General features: G+C 61.7%; 14 protein-coding genes. 11 read left to right on the forward strand and 3 right to left on the reverse strand.

Going from position 1 to position 17,194, the window contains the following annotated elements:
- Positions 1–132: 132 nt before the first annotated feature.
- The 4 genes from TMS3_RS04165 (at position 133) to TMS3_RS04180 (ending at position 4,458) form a co-directional block, all read left to right on the forward strand.
- On the forward strand, positions 133–891 hold the full coding sequence (locus tag TMS3_RS04165; protein WP_025163994.1) for a TerC family protein: 759 nt from the start codon (positions 133–135) through the stop codon (positions 889–891).
- A gap of 149 nt (positions 892–1,040) precedes the next feature.
- Entirely contained in the window at positions 1,041–1,673 is a 633-nt protein-coding gene (rhtB, locus tag TMS3_RS04170; protein WP_025163995.1) for a homoserine/homoserine lactone efflux protein, read from the forward strand.
- Between the two features lie 349 nt (positions 1,674–2,022).
- Positions 2,023–3,924 (forward strand): cytochrome c/FTR1 family iron permease, encoded by a 1,902-nt coding sequence (locus tag TMS3_RS04175; RefSeq protein ID WP_025163996.1) that lies wholly within the window; start codon positions 2,023–2,025, stop codon positions 3,922–3,924.
- Between the two features lie 81 nt (positions 3,925–4,005).
- Positions 4,006–4,458, forward strand: a complete 453-nt coding sequence (locus tag TMS3_RS04180) for a YaiI/YqxD family protein (protein WP_025163997.1) — start codon at positions 4,006–4,008, stop codon at positions 4,456–4,458.
- Here TMS3_RS04180 and TMS3_RS04185 read toward each other — a convergent pair.
- Complete coding sequence (locus TMS3_RS04185) at positions 4,455–4,925, reverse strand: thioesterase family protein (RefSeq protein WP_025163998.1); 471 nt, start codon at positions 4,923–4,925, stop codon at positions 4,455–4,457. The two genes, TMS3_RS04180 and TMS3_RS04185, sit on opposite strands and share 4 nt — an antisense overlap.
- 131 nt (positions 4,926–5,056) lie before the next feature.
- A complete protein-coding gene (gene elbB / locus TMS3_RS04190) occupies positions 5,057–5,719 on the reverse strand; it encodes an isoprenoid biosynthesis glyoxalase ElbB (RefSeq protein ID WP_025163999.1) in 663 nt (220 codons plus the stop codon).
- A 249-nt stretch (positions 5,720–5,968) separates the two neighbouring features.
- Between elbB and TMS3_RS04195 the strand changes: the two genes are divergently transcribed.
- The 3 genes from TMS3_RS04195 to ppk1 all read left to right on the forward strand — a co-directional run bounded on the left by TMS3_RS04195 (position 5,969) and on the right by ppk1 (position 10,627).
- Positions 5,969–7,204, forward strand: coding sequence for a sterol desaturase family protein (locus TMS3_RS04195; protein WP_025164000.1), 1,236 nt, complete (start codon positions 5,969–5,971; stop codon positions 7,202–7,204).
- A gap of 192 nt (positions 7,205–7,396) precedes the next feature.
- A complete protein-coding gene (hemB, locus tag TMS3_RS04200) occupies positions 7,397–8,410 on the forward strand; it encodes a porphobilinogen synthase (RefSeq protein WP_025164001.1) in 1,014 nt (337 codons plus the stop codon).
- Between the two features lie 18 nt (positions 8,411–8,428).
- Positions 8,429–10,627 (forward strand): polyphosphate kinase 1, encoded by a 2,199-nt coding sequence (ppk1, locus tag TMS3_RS04205; RefSeq protein WP_025164002.1) that lies wholly within the window; start codon positions 8,429–8,431, stop codon positions 10,625–10,627.
- Here the strand turns inward: ppk1 and ppx are convergent.
- On the reverse strand, positions 10,614–12,116 hold the full coding sequence (gene ppx, locus TMS3_RS04210; protein ID WP_025164003.1) for an exopolyphosphatase: 1,503 nt from the start codon (positions 12,114–12,116) through the stop codon (positions 10,614–10,616). The two genes, ppk1 and ppx, sit on opposite strands and share 14 nt — an antisense overlap.
- Positions 12,117–12,483: 367 nt before the next feature.
- Between ppx and trxA the strand changes: the two genes are divergently transcribed.
- The 4 genes from trxA (at position 12,484) to TMS3_RS04230 (ending at position 17,007) form a co-directional block, all read left to right on the forward strand.
- On the forward strand, positions 12,484–12,810 hold the full coding sequence (gene trxA, locus TMS3_RS04215; protein WP_025164004.1) for a thioredoxin TrxA: 327 nt from the start codon (positions 12,484–12,486) through the stop codon (positions 12,808–12,810).
- A gap of 248 nt (positions 12,811–13,058) precedes the next feature.
- Positions 13,059–14,318, forward strand: coding sequence for a transcription termination factor Rho (rho, locus tag TMS3_RS04220; RefSeq protein WP_025164005.1), 1,260 nt, complete (start codon positions 13,059–13,061; stop codon positions 14,316–14,318).
- Between the two features lie 254 nt (positions 14,319–14,572).
- Positions 14,573–16,039 carry a 4-hydroxy-3-polyprenylbenzoate decarboxylase gene (gene ubiD, locus TMS3_RS04225; RefSeq protein ID WP_025164006.1) on the forward strand — a complete coding sequence of 489 codons (1,467 nt, stop codon included), beginning with the start codon at positions 14,573–14,575 and terminating at the stop codon, positions 16,037–16,039.
- Positions 16,039–17,007 (forward strand): CDP-6-deoxy-delta-3,4-glucoseen reductase, encoded by a 969-nt coding sequence (locus TMS3_RS04230; RefSeq protein WP_025164007.1) that lies wholly within the window; start codon positions 16,039–16,041, stop codon positions 17,005–17,007. Before ubiD ends, TMS3_RS04230 begins: the two co-directional genes overlap by 1 nt.
- The last annotated feature ends 187 nt before the right edge of the window (positions 17,008–17,194 follow it).

Consider the following 17,194-nt stretch of genomic DNA (forward strand, 5'->3'; position numbering starts at 1 on the left):
GGGCCACGGCTAGTCGCCGATACCGTGCACAGGATAGGCTTGCGCTCAATCCGCTTGTTGTTAGCATTGCGCTGCGCGCCACTGGCGCGATGACCAGCTCCAACCTTTCGCACTCACGAGATTTAACCTCCTATGGAATGGCTCGCCAACCCGGAAATCTGGGTCGCATTTTTCACCCTGACGGCCCTGGAAATCGTCCTCGGCATCGATAACATCATCTTCATCTCGATTCTGGTCAGCCGCCTGCCCAAGGAACAGCAGCCGAGAGCACGCTTTTTTGGCTTGGCGCTGGCCATGGGCACGCGAATCGCCCTGTTACTGTCGATTGCCTGGGTCATGCGCCTGACGGCCGATCTGTTCGAGGTCTTCGGCATGGGCGTTTCCGGCCGCGACCTGATCCTGTTCTTCGGCGGCTTGTTCCTGCTGTTCAAGAGCACCATGGAGATCTACCACAGCCTGGAGGGGGCCGAGGAGGCGCAGCAGGCCGGTGGCAAGGCCTATGGCTTTATGGGCATCATCGTGCAGATCGCCATCATCGACATCGTCTTCTCGCTGGACTCGGTAATCACCGCGGTGGGCCTGGTCGACAACGTGCCGGTGATGGTAGCGGCGATCATCATCTCGGTGATCGTGATGATGCTATCGGCCGGCACCATCAGCGACTTTATCGACAAGCATCCATCGCTGAAGATGCTCGCGCTGTCGTTCCTGATCATGGTCGGCACCCTGTTGGTGGCCGAGTCCTTCGGGGTGCATGTGCCCAAGGGCTACGTGTACTTCGCCATGGCCTTCTCGCTGGCGGTTGAGGCGGTCAATATCCGTTTGCGCGGCGCCATGGCCCGCAAAAAAGAGCAGGCGCCGGTGCAGCTGCGCAAGGGCTCGCCGGACTGATCGTCGAGCTGGGCGTGTCACGACGCAAGGGGTAGGCTATTGGCCTGTCCCTTTGTCGTTTGGGCTGCTTACCAATACTGCGCAACTAGCGCACTCTGCGCGGCGGCCTGACGGGCCGTCGATTATCAATTTGTCTGGAGGTACCTGCCATGGCGTTGGAAACCTGGCTTGCGTTTTTCGTGGCCTGTTGGGTTATCAGCCTGTCGCCGGGTGCCGGGGCGATTGCCTCGATGTCCGCCGGCCTGCAATACGGTTTTTGGCGCGGTTACTGGACCGCGCTGGGCTTGCAAGTGGGCCTGGCCTTGCAGATCGTCATCGTCGCCGCCGGTGTTGGGGCAATTCTCGCGACTTCGGCACTGGCCTTCAGTCTGATCAAGTGGTTCGGTGTGCTGTACCTGGTTTATCTCGGCTACCGGCAGTGGCGGGCGTTGCCCAGTGACCTCGCCACTGAATCGTCGGAACGTCCGCTGGGGCGTCCCCTGACCCTGGTGCTGCGCGGTTTTCTGGTGAATATCAGCAACCCCAAGGCGATCATCTTCATGCTCGCGGTGCTGCCGCAGTTCGTTAATCCACAGGCGCCGCTGCTGGCGCAGTACTGGGTGATGGGCGTGACCATGATCTGTGTCGACCTGATCGTCATGGCCGGCTACACCGGCCTGGCCTCACGGGTCTTGCGCGTGCTGCGCAGCCCCCGTCAGCAGCGGATGATGAACCGCAGCTTCGGCGTGCTATTTGTCGGTGCGGCGGCGCTCCTGGCCACGGTGCGACGCGCTCCGGCGTGATCCGCTGAGGTGCTTGGCCCGGTTCTCGCCGTGGCCATGACTTGCTGTGCGCCCTGCTCATCTCCACGTTTGCGGTGTGGACGACGACCAGGGTGAGTGATTGTCTCGACGCGAAGGTGTTGTTCGGGACGGCCGTCAGCAGGTCATTCGGGTTGCCGGCAACGGCGCCATTTCCGCTTTGATCGCACCCCCGTGCAAGACGTCGGCGATGCACCGCAGCAAGTGCGGGCGCGCTACGTCAGTGGGGGCTTGTGACAATGGGTCGCAGCGGACGAAAGATTGTCGGCTTGAGCTAGAGCGCGAGGAGGGTAACAATTAAATCTAAAATATTCTCATTTTGGATTGGCTCATGCTTAGGTGTCCGCGCTGGTTGGCTGTTGTGGTGGTGTCAGCCCTCTCTCTGATTAGCCTCGTGGCCTTCGCCGAAACCGGCGACAGTGCCGCTCGATCTCTGCACCTGCTTGGCTATATTGGCGCCGATTACCCGCTTACCGTCTCGGCTGGCCGTGTCGTCGACTCGGCTGAGTACCGCGAGCAGTTGGAGTTTCTCGCGGTGCTGCAGGGGCTGATCGTTGCCCTGCCAGCCCATGCCGGGCGCGTTGCGCTGGAGCAGGGCGTAGCCAGTCTGCGCGAAGCGGTCAGTCAGCGTCAGGATGGCCAGCAGGTGGCCCGCCAGGCTCGCCAGCTGGCGACTCGTCTGGCTGAGTTGTATGGGGTGGCACAGGCCCCGGCGATTACCCCCGATGCGGAACGTGGAGCCCCGTTGTTCGCCCAGCATTGTGCGGTCTGTCATGGTGACAGCGGGGTGGGGGATGGACCGGCGGGGATCGGTCTGCTGCCGCCGCCAGCCGACTTGCGCGATAGTGCACGCCTCGATCGCATGAGTCTGTACGACCTGTTCAACACACTTGGCCTGGGGATCGACGGCACCGACATGCCGGCCTTCGCTGACCAACTGGACGAGCGTCAGCGCTGGGATCTGGCCAGCTACATTGCCTCGTTCACCGCCGATCCGGCGCAGGCCGGCAATTCCCGTTTCAGCCTGGCGGAGCTGGCCGGCTCTACGCCCGAGGAAATCGCCAGCCAGCGGGGCGCGCAGGATGCCGCCGCCTTCCGTGCCCAGCGCGCGCGACCGCCGCAGACGCAACGCGGTCCGCAGGAGTTGCTCGAGTTTAGCGCCAAGACCCTCGAGCAGAGCTTGCAGGCCTATCGCGCCGGCCGCTCCGAGCAAGCCTACGACCTTGCAGTGGCGGCTTACCTGGAAGGCTTCGAGCTGGTCGAGAGTGCTCTGGATAACCTCGATCCGCTGCAGCGCAAGTCCACAGAGCGCGCGTTGATGGCCTATCGTCAGGCACTGCAGGATGGGGACAGTCCGGCGCGGGCGGCACAGGCATTGGCAATGGCCAGGGCGGCGCTGGACGAGTCGGCCAAGCTGCTGGCGGGCGGCCAGATGAATGCCTCGCTGAGTTTTCTTTCCAGCCTGTTGATCCTTTTGCGCGAAGGGCTGGAGGCCATCCTGGTGCTGGCGGCGATTCTCGCCTACCTGAACAACACCGGTCAGCAGCAGGCCGCGCGCAGCGTGCACCTGGGCTGGGCGTTGGCGCTGCTGGCTGGGCTTGGCAGCTGGGCCCTGGCAGCCTACGTGATCGACGTCAGTGGCGCGCAACGCGAACTGCTGGAGGGCGCCACCGCGTTATTTGCCAGTGTGGTGCTGCTGTGGGTTGGGGTGTGGATGCACGACCGCAGGCATGCGGCGGCCTGGCAGAACTACATCAACTCCAGCCTGGTGGGCGGCGGCGGACGTTTCGGGTTTGCCGTGCTGGCCTTCTTTTCGGTGTATCGCGAGCTGTTCGAGGTCATCCTGTTCTACGAAACCCTCTGGTTGCAGGCAGGGCCGGCGGGACACGCTATGGTGCTGGCCGGCGCGGCGACGGCATTGCTGCTGCTGGTTGGTCTGGCCTGGGTGGTGTTGCGCAGCTCGCGCAAGTTGCCCTTGGCGACCTTCTTCAGTGCCAACGCCATCCTGCTCTGTGTGCTGTCGGTGGTGTTCGCCGGCCACGGTGTGGCGGCGCTGCAGGAAGCCGGGGTGCTGGGCACGCGACCGGTGTCGTTCTTCGAATTCGACTGGCTGGGGATCCATGCCGATGCTTATAGCCTCTCTGCGCAGGCCGTGGCGACGCTGGCGGTGGTCGCGCTGTATGCGCGAAGCTGGCTTGGTGAGCGGCGCCGCGCCACGGTCAAACATGCGTAGGTGGGCGCTGGCGTCGTCGCCGAAAGTTGGCATGATGGGAGAGTCGCCGGGCGCTGCCCGGCCCATGGAGAGTAATTATCGATGCGCGTATGGATAGATGCCGACGCCTGCCCTAAAGCCGCGCGGGATCAGTTGGTGAAGTTCGCCCTCAAACGCAGTTTCGAGGTGGTGCTGGTGGCCGGCCAGGCGCAGCCTCGGCCAGCCTACACCTGCGTGCGTTTGATCGTGGTGCCAAGTGGCCCGGATGCGGCGGACGATTACCTGGTGGAGCACGCGGTGCCCGGTGAGCTGGTGATCTGCAGCGATGTGCCGTTGGCCGATCGGCTGGTGAAGAAAGGCGTGGCGGCCCTGGATCCGCGCGGCAAGGAGTTCGATGAGCGCAACATGGGCGAACGTTTGGCGGTGCGTAATCTGTTTACCGACCTGCGAGAGCAGGGCCAGGTCGGCGGCGGCCAGGCGCCCTATGGAGACAAGGACCGGCAAGCCTTCGCCAACGCCCTGGATCGTATCCTGACCCGGTTGATGCGCATTTAACCGCAGAGATAGGTGCCGGTGCCCACGGCCACCAGGGTGCCGTCATCGCTGTGCAGCTCGCTGCGTACCACCGCGACCTTGTTGCCTGAGCGCAGCAACACGGCGCTGGCGATGAAGTGTTTACCGCGCCCGGGACGCAGGTAGTCGACGCGCAGGTCGATGGTGCCGAGCTTGGACAGCCGCGTCATGCGCTCGGCGCTGGACAGGTGCTGGTGGCGCTCGAAGGCGCCGATCAGGGCCATGGCGCCGCCGGCCACATCCAATATCGAGGAAATCACCCCGCCATGCAGGATGCCGTGCATGAAGTTGCCGATCAGTTCGTCTTTCATCGGCAGGGACATCAGCACCCGTTCGGGCGACAGCTCGTCGAGCTGAATGCCCAAGAACTGATTGAACGGAATGCGCTGAAAGAAGCCACTCACTGCCTGTTGCAGTTCGGCAGTGAGTACAAAAGGTTGCGTGGTCATGGGCGCGAATCTCCGTGGACATAGCGCCACGCTGCCGCAGTGAGCCAGGCTTGGCCAGAGGCGCGGCGGGTGTGCCGCGTGCATTGGCGGGTTCGGCGTAGTCCGCGGTGCGGGCTGCGCCGTTCGGCCGGTTATTTTGCGTGGGCCAGCTCCAGTACCCGGTCGACCAGCTTGTTGATGCCGGACGCCGCCTCGCTGATCGACTGGGCCAGCATGTAGGCGGGGGTGCTGATCAGCTTATGGGAAGCGTCTTCGACGATGTCTTCGACCTCGCACTCGTTATGCACGGCGCCCATCTGGGTCAACGCCGCAGCCGTCTCATGGTCGTTGCCGATAGTGCAGACCACGCCTTTGCCGAATATCTGCGCCGCCAGGACGGGCGATATGCACATCAGGCCGACCGGTTTGTCGGCCTTGACGAAGGCCTGGGCGGCGTTCAATACATCGGGCTGTATCGTGCAGTTGGCGCCGCTCAGGGCAAAGTCGGAGAGGTTTTTCGCCACACCGAAACCACCGGGCATTATCAGCGCGTCGAAATCACCGACATGCAGTTCGCGCACGTCCTTGATCTTGCCGCGGGCGATGCGCGCCGATTCGACCAGCACATTGCGCGTTTCATCCATCTCGTCGCCACTGTAGTGATCGACCACGTGCAGCTGAGTCACGTTGGGCGCGAAGCATTGCACCTTGGCGCCACGCTGATCCAGGCGCAGCAGGGTGATCACGCTCTCATGAATTTCCGAGCCGTCGTAAACGCCGCAGCCAGAAAGAATTACCGCCACTTTCTTGTTCATCGAATACTCCTGGTTACAGGGTTGGGCCAAGGTGGGTGCGCAGTAGGAGAATAGCCTGTTGCTGGGATTACCAGTGGAGATGAGGGCCGGGTGCCAAGAATTGTCAGCGTCGCGAAAAAAGACCTACAAATCTGCTGTCGCCAAATGCCCTTCAGGTTGTCATGACCGGCCGCGAGGGTCTCGATGGCATGGGCTAGGCTGCGCTGAACAATCCTAACCTCGGGCTTTATTCAACGATATGGCTGCGACATGAATTACGTCCTCTACGCCGTACCTTTTTTCTTTCTCTTGATTGTCTTGGAGTTGCTGCTCGACCGCTGGCGGGGTGTCAGCACTTACTGCCTGGCCGATGCGATCAACAGCCTGAGTGCCGGCGTGCTGTCGACGACCAGCGGTTTGTTGACCAAGGCGCTGGGCGTGCTGAGCTATACCCTGGCCTGGCAGCATCTCGGACTGCTTGAACTGCCCGCCGATGCGTTGTGGGTGTGGTTGGTGGCATTCGTTTTCTACGACTTCTGCTATTACTGGCATCACCGCCTGGGGCATGAGCGTAATGTGCTGTGGGCTGCCCATTCGGTGCACCACCAAAGCGAAGAGTACAACCTCTCCACTGCGTTGCGGCAGACCAGCACCGGCTTCCTGTTCGGCTGGATCTTCTACCTGCCAATGGCGCTGGCCGGCGTGCCGCCCCTGGTGTTTCTGACAGTTGCCGCCCTGAACCTGCTGTACCAGTTCTGGGTGCACACCCGCCACGTGCCCAAGCTCGGCTGGCTGGAGTGGCTGTTGATCACGCCGTCCAATCATCGCGTGCACCATGCGCAAAACACGGTCTACATGGACCGTAACTATGGCGGCGTGTTTATTGTGTGGGATCGTCTGTTTGACACCTTCCAGGAGGAACTGGACGAGCAGCCGGTGATTTTCGGGGTAACCACGGCGTTGGCCAGTTGGAACCCGTTGTGGGCCAATCTGCAGTTCTATGTGGCGCTGTGGCAGGATGCCCAGCGCGCCGAGGCATGGCGCGACAAGCTGCGCATCTGGTTTATGCGCACTGGCTGGCGTCCGGCCGATGTGGCGGCGAGCTACCCGCAGGACAAACCGGACTTGAGTCGTTTCGTCAAATTCCAGGTGCCGTTGAGTCGCGCCCAGAAAGTCTATGCCGCTGCACAGTTCGCCCTCTACTTGGCTGGCGGCAGTTACTTGCTGGCGCTCGGTGCCGAGTTGCGCGCGCCGGTGTTGCTGCTGGGTTGGGTCTGGATGGCCTTCGGCTTGTATGCGCTCGGCGTCTGGCTGGAAAACCGTCCCTGGGTTGTGCCTCTGGAGCTGCTGCGCCTGTTGCTCAATCTGCCTGCGTTGTGGCTGGCCCAAGGTGCTGGCCTGCTACCCGCAGAGACGCTGGCCTGGGCGCTGTTGTTGGGCTACAGCCTGGCGAGCGGAATTGCCTTGTGCTGGGCTCCGCGCGCCTTGCTGCGCAAGGCGGCATAGCGGCTGCGTTTACCTTGTCTCGCGCTAGCCGTTTGCCTCGCGTCAGGTGAAAATGCCGGCCTGCTTTGTCCGGCGTCCGGCCAAGAGGTTGCGGCACGCGGTCGCAGCGTTATCGTGCGCCGTCATACTTTGGTCATAATGGTCGCTTATAACTGTCACATTGGCCCGTTCGAGCGGGCTCTGGAGTCTGTCGTGAGCATCACCTCTGCCAATCGCCTATTCCCAGGCACTCGCCTGCGCCGCAACCGCCGTGACGACTTTTCCCGTCGCCTGGTGCGCGAGCACCGTTTGAGTGTCGATGACCTGATCCTGCCGGTGTTCGTACTGGACGGTGACAACCGCCGCGAAGCCATCCCATCGATGCCTGGCCTCGAGCGCTTGTCCATCGACTTGCTGCTGCAAGAGGCGGAAAAGTGGGTGGCCTTGGGGATTCCAGCGCTGGCGCTGTTTCCGGTCACACCGCTGGAGAACAAGTCGCTGGATGGCAGCGAAGCCTGGAACCCGGAAGGCATTGCCCAGCGTGCGATTCGCGCCCTGCGCGCGCGGTTTCCCGAGTTGGGAGTGATCAGCGATGTGGCCCTCGACCCTTTCACCACCCACGGCCAGGACGGCATCCTCGACGAAAACGGCTATGTGCAGAACGACATCACCGTCGACGCCCTGGTCAAACAGGCGCTGTCGCATGCCGCCGCGGGCGCCCAGGTGCTGGCGCCGTCGGACATGATGGATGGCCGCGTGCAGGCGATCCGCGAGGCGCTGGAGCTGGCCGATCACACTAATGTGCGGATCATGGCCTACTCGGCCAAATACGCCAGTGCCTATTACGGACCGTTTCGCGATGCCGTGGGCTCGGCCGCCAACCTCGGCAAAGGCAGCAAGAGTAGCTACCAGATGGACCCGGCCAATGGTGATGAAGCGCTGCATGAAGTGGCGGCGGATTTGTCAGAAGGCGCCGACATGGTCATGGTCAAGCCGGGCATGCCTTATCTGGACATCCTCTGGCGGGTAAAAGCTGAATTTCGTGTGCCGACTTTTGTCTATCAGGTCAGTGGCGAGTACGCCATGCACATGGCCGCGATCCAGAATGGCTGGTTGAGCGAGGCGGTGATTCTTGAATCCCTGACCGCCTTCAAACGCGCCGGCGCCGATGGCATCCTCACTTATTTCGCCGTTCGCGCGGCAGAACTGTTACAGCAGGGCCGCTAGTCCTGCCAGGACGATCTAATGAATACCGAAGGACTCACCGATAGCGAACTGCTCGATCCCCAACCTGTCGTCGCCGACCTCGTGGTGGAAACTCAGCCGCCGGTCGAAGTGCCAACGCCGGCACCGCCGCTGGTCGTGCCAAACCTGGACGACAGCAGCCTGTATATCCACCGTGAACTGTCCCAGCTGCAGTTCAACATCCGGGTGCTGGAGCAGGCGCTGGATGAGTCCTATCCATTATTGGAGCGGCTGAAGTTCCTGCTGATCTTCTCCAGCAACCTCGACGAGTTTTTCGAGATTCGCGTTGCCGGCCTGAAAAAACAGATCAACTTCGCCCGCGAGCAGGCGGGCGCCGACGGCCTGCAGCCGCACCAGGCGTTGGCGCGGATTTCCGAGCTGACCCACGAACAGGTCTCGCGCCAGTACGCCATTCTCAATGAGACCCTGTTGCCAGAGCTGGAAAAGCATCAGGTGCGCTTCATCCGTCGGCGCCACTGGAACACCAAGCTGAAGAGCTGGGTGCGGCGCTATTTTCGCGACGAAATTGCGCCGATCATCACCCCCATCGGCCTCGATCCGACCCACCCGTTCCCGCTGCTGGTGAACAAGAGCCTGAACTTCATCGTCGAGCTGGAAGGGGTCGACGCCTTCGGGCGTGATTCCGGCCTGGCGATCATTCCGGCGCCGCGCTTGCTGCCGCGGATTATCCGGGTACCGGAAGAGGTCGGCGGAGCCGGGGATAACTATGTGTTCCTCTCCTCGATGATCCACGCGCATGCCGACGACCTGTTCCAGGGCATGAAGGTCAAGGGCTGCTATCAGTTCCGCCTTACCCGTAACGCCGATCTATCGGTCGATACCGAAGATGTCGAGGACCTGGCCCGTGCCCTGCGCGGCGAGTTGTTCTCGCGGCGCTATGGCGATGCGGTGCGTTTGGAGGTAGTCGACTCCTGCCCGAAGAATCTGTCGGATTATCTGCTCAAGCAGTTCGGTCTGGCCGAGACCGAGTTGTATCAGGTCAACGGCCCGGTCAACCTGACCCGGCTGTTCAGTATCACCGGCCTGGCCAGTCATCCGGAGCTGCAATATCTGCCGTTCACCCCGGTGATTCCCAAGTTACTGCAGAACAGCGAGAACATCTTCAGCGTAATCAGCAAGCAGGACATCCTCCTGCTGCACCCCTTTGAGTCATTTACTCCGGTGGTCGACCTGCTGCGCCAAGCGGCGAAAGATCCGCACGTGCTGGCGATCAAGCAGACCCTGTACCGCTCCGGGGTCAACTCGGAAATTGTCGACGCCCTGGTGGAAGCCGCGCGCAACGGCAAGGAGGTCACTGCGGTGATCGAGTTGCGCGCACGCTTCGACGAGGAGTCCAACCTGGCCCTGGCCAGTCGCCTGCAGGCGGCGGGTGCGGTGGTGATCTACGGTGTGGTCGGCTTCAAGACCCACGCCAAGATGATGTTGATCCTGCGCCGCGAGAACGGCGATATCGTCCGCTACGCGCACCTCGGCACCGGCAACTACCACGCTGGCAACGCTCGCCTGTACACCGATTACAGCCTGCTCACCGCCGACGTGGCACTGGGCGAGGACGTGTCGAAAATGTTCAGTCAGCTGATCGGCATGGGCAAGACCCTGCGCATGAAGAAGCTGCTGCATGCGCCCTTCACCCTGAAGAAGACCCTGCTCGACCTGATCGCCCGCGAGACTCACCTGGCCAGCGAAGGCAAGCCGGCGCACATCATCGCCAAGTTCAACTCACTGACCGACGCGAAGATAATTCGCGCCTTGTACAAGGCCAGTCAGACCGGGGTGAAGATCGACCTGGTGGTGCGCGGCATGTGTTGCCTGCGCCCAGGTATCCCGGGGGTGTCGCACAATATCCAGGTGCGCTCGATCATCGGCCGCTTCCTCGAGCATACGCGGGTGTTCTACTTCCTCAGCGAGGGCGAGGAGAAGATCTATATGTCGAGTGCCGACTGGATGGAGCGCAACCTCGACAAGCGGGTCGAGACCGGCTTCCCGGTAGAAGGCAAGAAACTGATTCTGCGAGTGAAGAAGGAGCTGGATGCCTACCTGACGGATAACACCCACAGTTGGATCTTGCAGCCCGATGGCCGTTACCTGCGTAGTAGCCCAACCGGCAACCAGCATCCACGCAGTGCCCAGGCGGGGCTGCTGGACAAGCTGACGGTGCCGTTGGTCAGCGCACGCTGAGTACTATGCCGACTCTTTTGAGCCATTCCGCTTCCTGAGTGAAGTCTGCCTGGGTCAGCGGGTTGGTTTCCAGCCAGCCTTCCGGGAAGCGGATTTCCAGGTGCTGTCCGCTCGCCTGCAGGCGCACCATGGGAGACTCCTGACTGCCGCGGATGTGGTGGAACAGAATGGCGAAGCGCAGCAGCACGCACAGGCGGATCAGCTTGAGGCCGTCTTTGCCGAATTCGCCGAGTTTGTCCTTGGGAATATTGCGCCGATGACCGCGCACCAGCAGCGCCAGCATCTGTTGATCCTGACGCGAGAAACCAGCCAGGTCGGAGTGTTCGATCAGGTAGGCGCCGTGCTTGTGGTACTGGTAGTGGGCGATGTCCAGACCGATTTCGTGCACCCGCGCCGCCCATACCAGCAATTCGCGGTGCCACTCATCGTCCAGTTGCCAGCTATCTGCAACCTGCTCCAGCGCTTCCAGGGCCTTGGCTTCGACGCGTGCCGCCTGTTCCAGGTCGACGTGGTAGCGCTCCAGCAGCGCGCTCAGGGTGCGCTCGCGCACGTCCTCGTGGTGATGGCGGCCGAGCAGGTCATACAGCACACCTTCGCGTAAGGCGCCTTCGGAGTGGCTCATGCGGCTGATCTCGCAGGCATCGAAAATAGCCTCGAGAATCGCCAGTCCGGCAGGGAAGATCGCCCGGCGATCCGGTTTGATGCCCTCGAGATCGAGTTTATCCGTCTCGCCGAGCTTGAAGATCTTGCGTTTCAGCCAGGCCAGACCCTGCGGCGTCACCTCACCGTTGCCATGGCCGGCTGCCTTGGTGGCGAGGCCGATGGCCTTGATGGTGCCGGAGGCACCGACCGCATCCTGCCAGCCGATTCGTCGCAGGGCGTGTTCGATGCCCATCAGTTCCAGGCGCGCCGCAGTGTAGGCCTGGGCGTAACGCGCCGGGGTGATCTTGCCGTCCTTGAAAAAACGCTGGGTGTAGCCCACACAGCCCATCTGCAGGCTTTCGCGCAGCAGCGGCTCAAAGCGTTGGCCGATGATGAACTCGGTGCTGCCGCCGCCGATATCGGCCACCAGGCGCTTGCCCGGGGTATCGGCGATGCTGTGCGAGACGCCGAGGTAGATCAGCCGCGCTTCTTCGCGACCGGAGATGACCTCCACCTGATGTCCCAATAGTTCTTCGGCGCGGCGGATGAATTCACCGCGGTTGCGTGCCTCGCGCAGGGCATTGGTGCCGACGATGCGCAGTGCGCCCTCGGGCAAGCGGGCAGTCAGCTGGGCGAAGCGGCGCAAGCAGTCAAGACCGCGTTGCATGGCTTCTTCGCTGAGCAGGCGTTGCTCGTCGATACCGGCAGCCAACTGCACTTTGTCGCCCAGGCGTTCGAGAATGCGAATCTCGCCATGGTCGGCTTTGGCCAGGACCATGTGGAAGCTGTTGGAGCCCAGATCGATGGCGGCAATCAATGGCAATGACTCGGCAGGGGTATGCGTCATGGAGGTAAACGTCTCGATGTGGGACGCCGCCATCCTGCCACGATAGGCCGGGCACGCCAACGCATAGTGATCCTGCTGTGCTCTCAGGACGCTCTGCGCTTAGGCGCGGACGCCTGCGATGCGGGCGTCGGTGCCCGGCGCAGGGCGTTGGCAATTCTCCTGGGCTGTGGTCATTCGGCACTTTATCCGTTGGCCGACCTTGCGTACGGAGCCGCTATTTGCTGTGCTCTGTGACTGGACTGCCGGAAAATTTTCTGAGGTCCATAGATAAGCTCAATAGTGTTTATCAATAGTGCTCACCTTCCTGTGCCGCCAAAGCCGGGCTATGATGCCAGCCACTTTTTGCTTCCGAACACGGAGACTTTCCATGAGCGAACTCATCACCAATGTCAGCGATGCCAGCTTCGACGAAGATGTGATCCAGGCCGATGGCCCGGTTCTGGTCGACTATTGGGCTGAGTGGTGCGGCCCATGCAAGATGATTGCGCCGGTTCTCGACGAAATTGCCCAGACATACCAAGGCAAGCTGAAAATTTGTAAGTTGAATATCGACGAAAACCAGGACACCCCGCCGAAGTACGGCGTGCGTGGCATCCCGACCCTGATGCTGTTCAAGAACGGTAACGTTGAGGCGACCAAGGTGGGTGCACTGTCCAAGTCGCAACTGACGGCTTTCCTCGACAGCAATATCTGAGTGGCTGTGATTAATAAAAAGCCTCGCCAATAGCGGGGCTTTTTTCTGCATGAAGGCTAGACGCCTTCGTCAAGCCGGTGTTACATTCGGCCTCGCTGTATTTTCTATGCAGCCCTCTGCAAGCCGTTGTCGCCGCATTCCTACTCGAATACTTCGCTACACCAGCAGGCGATCCAGTCGCCTTGTTTAGCGGCGCGGCCTCCCAAGCGAATAGCTTATTCTCCCTCCTTCATGATTACGTCATTCCTATGAATCTGACCGAACTCAAGCAAAAGCCGATTACCGAACTGCTAGAACTCGCTGAACAAATGGGCATCGATAACATGGCCCGTTCGCGCAAGCAGGACGTGATCTTCTCGCTGCTGAAAAAACACTCGAAAGGCGGCGAGGAAATCTCCGGTGATGGCGTGCTGGAGATTCTCCAGGACGGTTTCGGCTTCCTCCGCTCCGCGGATGCCTCGTACCTCGCTGGCCCCGATGACATCTATGTCTCGCCGAGCCAGATCCGCCGCTTCAACCTGCGTACCGGCGACACCATCGTCGGTAAGATCCGCCCGCCGAAAGAAGGCGAGCGTTACTTTGCGCTGCTCAAGGTCGATACGATCAACTACGATCGCCCGGAGAACGCGAAGAACAAGATTCTGTTCGAAAACCTGACGCCGTTGTTCCCCACCAAGCGCCTGGTCATGGAAGCCGGTAACGGCTCCACCGAAGACATCACCGGCCGGGTGATCGACCTCTGCGCGCCGATCGGCAAGGGTCAGCGCGGCCTGATCGTGGCGCCGCCGAAGGCCGGCAAGACCATCATGCTGCAGAACATCGCGGCCAACATCACCCGCAATAACCCCGAATGCCACCTGATCGTCCTGCTGATCGACGAGCGTCCGGAAGAAGTGACCGAGATGCAGCGCACCGTGCGCGGCGAAGTGGTCGCCTCGACCTTCGACGAGCCGCCGACCCGCCACGTGCAGGTCGCCGAGATGGTCATCGAGAAGGCCAAGCGCCTGGTCGAGCACAAGAAGGATGTAGTTATCCTGCTCGACTCCATCACGCGTCTGGCACGTGCCTACAACACCGTGATCCCGAGCTCCGGCAAGGTCCTCACCGGTGGTGTCGATGCTCATGCCCTGGAGAAGCCCAAGCGCTTCTTCGGCGCCGCGCGCAACATCGAGGAAGGCGGTTCGCTGACCATCATCGCTACCGCGCTGGTGGAAACCGGCTCGAAGATGGATGAGGTGATCTACGAGGAATTCAAAGGCACCGGCAACATGGAGCTGCCTCTGGATCGTCGTATCGCCGAGAAGCGTGTCTTCCCGGCGATCAACATCAACCGTTCCGGCACTCGCCGTGAAGAGTTGCTGACTGCCGAAGACGAACTGCAGCGCATGTGGATTCTGCGCAAGTTGCTGCATCCGATGGATGAAATCGCCGCCATCGAGTTCCTCACCGACAAGCTGAAGGCAACCAAGACCAACGAAGAGTTCTTCCTGTCGATGCGACGCAAGTAAGGCAGATCTACTGCGCTTCGGTGATGCTGCGTTAAAAGCAGGCTCAGATGCTCATGTACAAAAGTACACTCCGCTTCTTCGCCTGCTTTTGCCTTGCCTGACCTTCGCTCGCTACGCTCTTTGGTTAGTGTTAAGCCACAAAGGCCGGGGAAACCCGGCTTTTGTGTATCTGCACTTCGCTTGAATCTTCAGCATGACCGACTTCGGCGCTAAACTTTGCGTCTCGACTGGTATGCCCGACACGAGGCTTTTGCATGCAGTATCGCGATCTGCGCGATTTTATCCGTGGCCTGGAACAGCGCGGCGAGCTCAAACGCATTCAAACAGCGGTCTCTCCGGTGTTGGAAATGACCGAGATCTGCGACCGCACCCTGCGCAAGGGCGGCCCGGCCTTGTTGTTCGAAAACCCCACGGGCTTCGACATGCCGGTACTCGGCAACCTGTTCGGCACGCCGCAGCGGGTGGCGCTGGGCATGGGCGCGGAAGCGGTCAGTGAACTGCGCGAGATCGGCAAGCTGCTGGCCTTCCTCAAGGAGCCGGAGCCGCCGAAAGGCCTGAGAGACGCCTGGTCCAAGCTGCCGATCTTCAAGAAGGTCCTGGCCATGGCGCCCAAGGTGCTGAAGGACGCGCCGTGCCAGGAAGTGATCGAGGAGGGCGACGACGTCGACCTGGGCAAGCTGCCGGTACAGACTTGCTGGCCCGGCGATGTCGCGCCGCTGATCACCTGGGGTCTGACCGTGACCAAGGGCCCGAACAAGGAGCGGCAGAACCTCGGTATCTACCGCCAGCAGGTGATCGGTCGCAACAAGCTGATCATGCGCTGGTTGAGCCACCGCGGTGGCGCCCTGGATTTTCGTGACTGGTGCGAGAAGTTTCCGGATCGCCCCTACCCGGTGGCCGTGGCCCTGGGCGCCGATCCGGCGACCATTCTCGGCGCGGTCACGCCGGTGCCGGACAGCCTGTCCGAATATGCCTTTGCCGGCCTGCTGCGTGGCAACAAGACCGAACTGGTGAAGTGCCGCGGCAGCGAGCTGCAGGTTCCGGCCAGCGCCGAGATCGTCCTGGAAGGGGTGATCCATCCCGGCGAGATGGCCGATGAAGGTCCCTATGGCGACCACACCGGCTATTACAACGAGGTCGATCGCTTCCCGGTGTTCACCGTCGAGCGCATCACCCGTCGGCAAAAACCGATTTACCACAGCACGTACACCGGTCGGCCACCGGATGAGCCGGCAATCCTCGGCGTGGCGCTGAACGAAGTATTCGTGCCGATCCTGCAGAAGCAGTTTCCCGAGATCACCGACTTCTACCTGCCGCCGGAAGGCTGCTCGTACCGCATGGCGGTGGTGACTATCAAGAAGCAGTACCCGGGCCATGCCAAGCGGGTGATGCTCGGGGTCTGGTCGTTTCTGCGACAGTTCATGTACACCAAGTTCGTTATCGTCACCGATGACGACGTCAATGCGCGCGACTGGAACGACGTGGTCTGGGCCATCACCACGCGCATGGACCCCAAGCGCGATACGGTGTTGATCGACAATACCCCGATCGACTACCTGGATTTCGCCTCACCGGTCTCGGGGCTAGGCTCCAAGATGGGGTTGGATGCCACCCATAAGTGGCCGGGCGAGACCAGCCGGGAATGGGGCCGCGTCATCGTCCAGGACGAAGCGGTCAAGCGCCGTGTCGATGAGCTGTGGCAAGAGTTAGGAATCGATTGATGCAAGTTACCTTACAACCCTCGGGTGCCGTGTTGGCGATGTTGCCCGGTGAACGCATCCTCGATGCAGCGCGGCGCCAGGGCTTCGACTGCCCGCAGGCCTGTCGCAACGGCAACTGCCATATCTGTGCGGCGTTGCTGCTCGAAGGGCGTGTACAGCAGAGCGGTATGGCTATTGAGCATGGTGAGCTGTTTACCTGCCTGGCCGAGCCGCTGGAAGACTGCGTGGTGCATTGGGACGGCGTACTGGCACCGGGAGAGTTGCCGGTGCGGGAGTTGGCGTGCCAACTGCTCGAATGCGTCGAAGTCGGTGGCGATGTCTGGCGTGTGCGTCTGCACGCGCCGGCCGGTAAGCTGCCGCGCTACCACGCCGGACAGTACCTGCTGTTGCAGCGCGAGGACGGCGAGTTTTCGGCGTTTTCCCTGGCCTCGGCGCCGCATGCCGGGCGCGAGCTGGAGCTGCATATCCTGGCGCGCGACGCGTCGTCTCTGGCGCTGCTCGACTTCCTCCGTCGCCAAGGCTTCGCGCGCGTGCAACTGCCGTTCGGCGATACGCACCTGGCCGAATTGCCAGACGGTCCACTGGTCTTGATCGCCGCCGGTACCGGTATGGCGCAGATGAACAGCCTGATCGAGCATTGCCGGGTTAGCGGATTCGCCCATCCCGTGCACTTGTACTGGGGGGTGCGGCGCCCGGACGATTTCTACCAGTTGCCGAACTGGAGCGAATGGCAGCAGTTGACCAACCTCTCGCTGCACCGGGTAGTCAGCGAGGCCTGTGTCTGGGAGGGACGCTGTGGTCTGTTGCATGAGGCGGTAAGTGCCGACTTTGCCGACCTCAGTGCGTTGCATGTTTACGCCAGCGGCTCGCCGTCAATGATCTATGCCACTCTGGATGCTCTGGTCGAGGCCGGTATGGATGCACATCAGATGCGCGCCGATGTCTTCGCCTACGCGCCGCGCCAGTAACTGCTAGGGGTAGGCCGACTGGGTTGTCGCGTTGTGCAGCCCGAATTGCGCTTGTTCATCCCTGCTCGGCGCCGTTGAACAGCGGCGCCGACTCCTGGGGTTCGGGCATCCGCGCCTGAATTTATCGCGCTAAGCGGACGCACGCCCCACTTCCTGACATAACACTCCGGCATAACGAACCCGTGAC

Origin of the sequence: Pseudomonas taeanensis MS-3, assembly GCF_000498575.2 — a bacterium.
Classification (GTDB): Bacteria; Pseudomonadota; Gammaproteobacteria; order Pseudomonadales; family Pseudomonadaceae; genus Aquipseudomonas; species Aquipseudomonas taeanensis.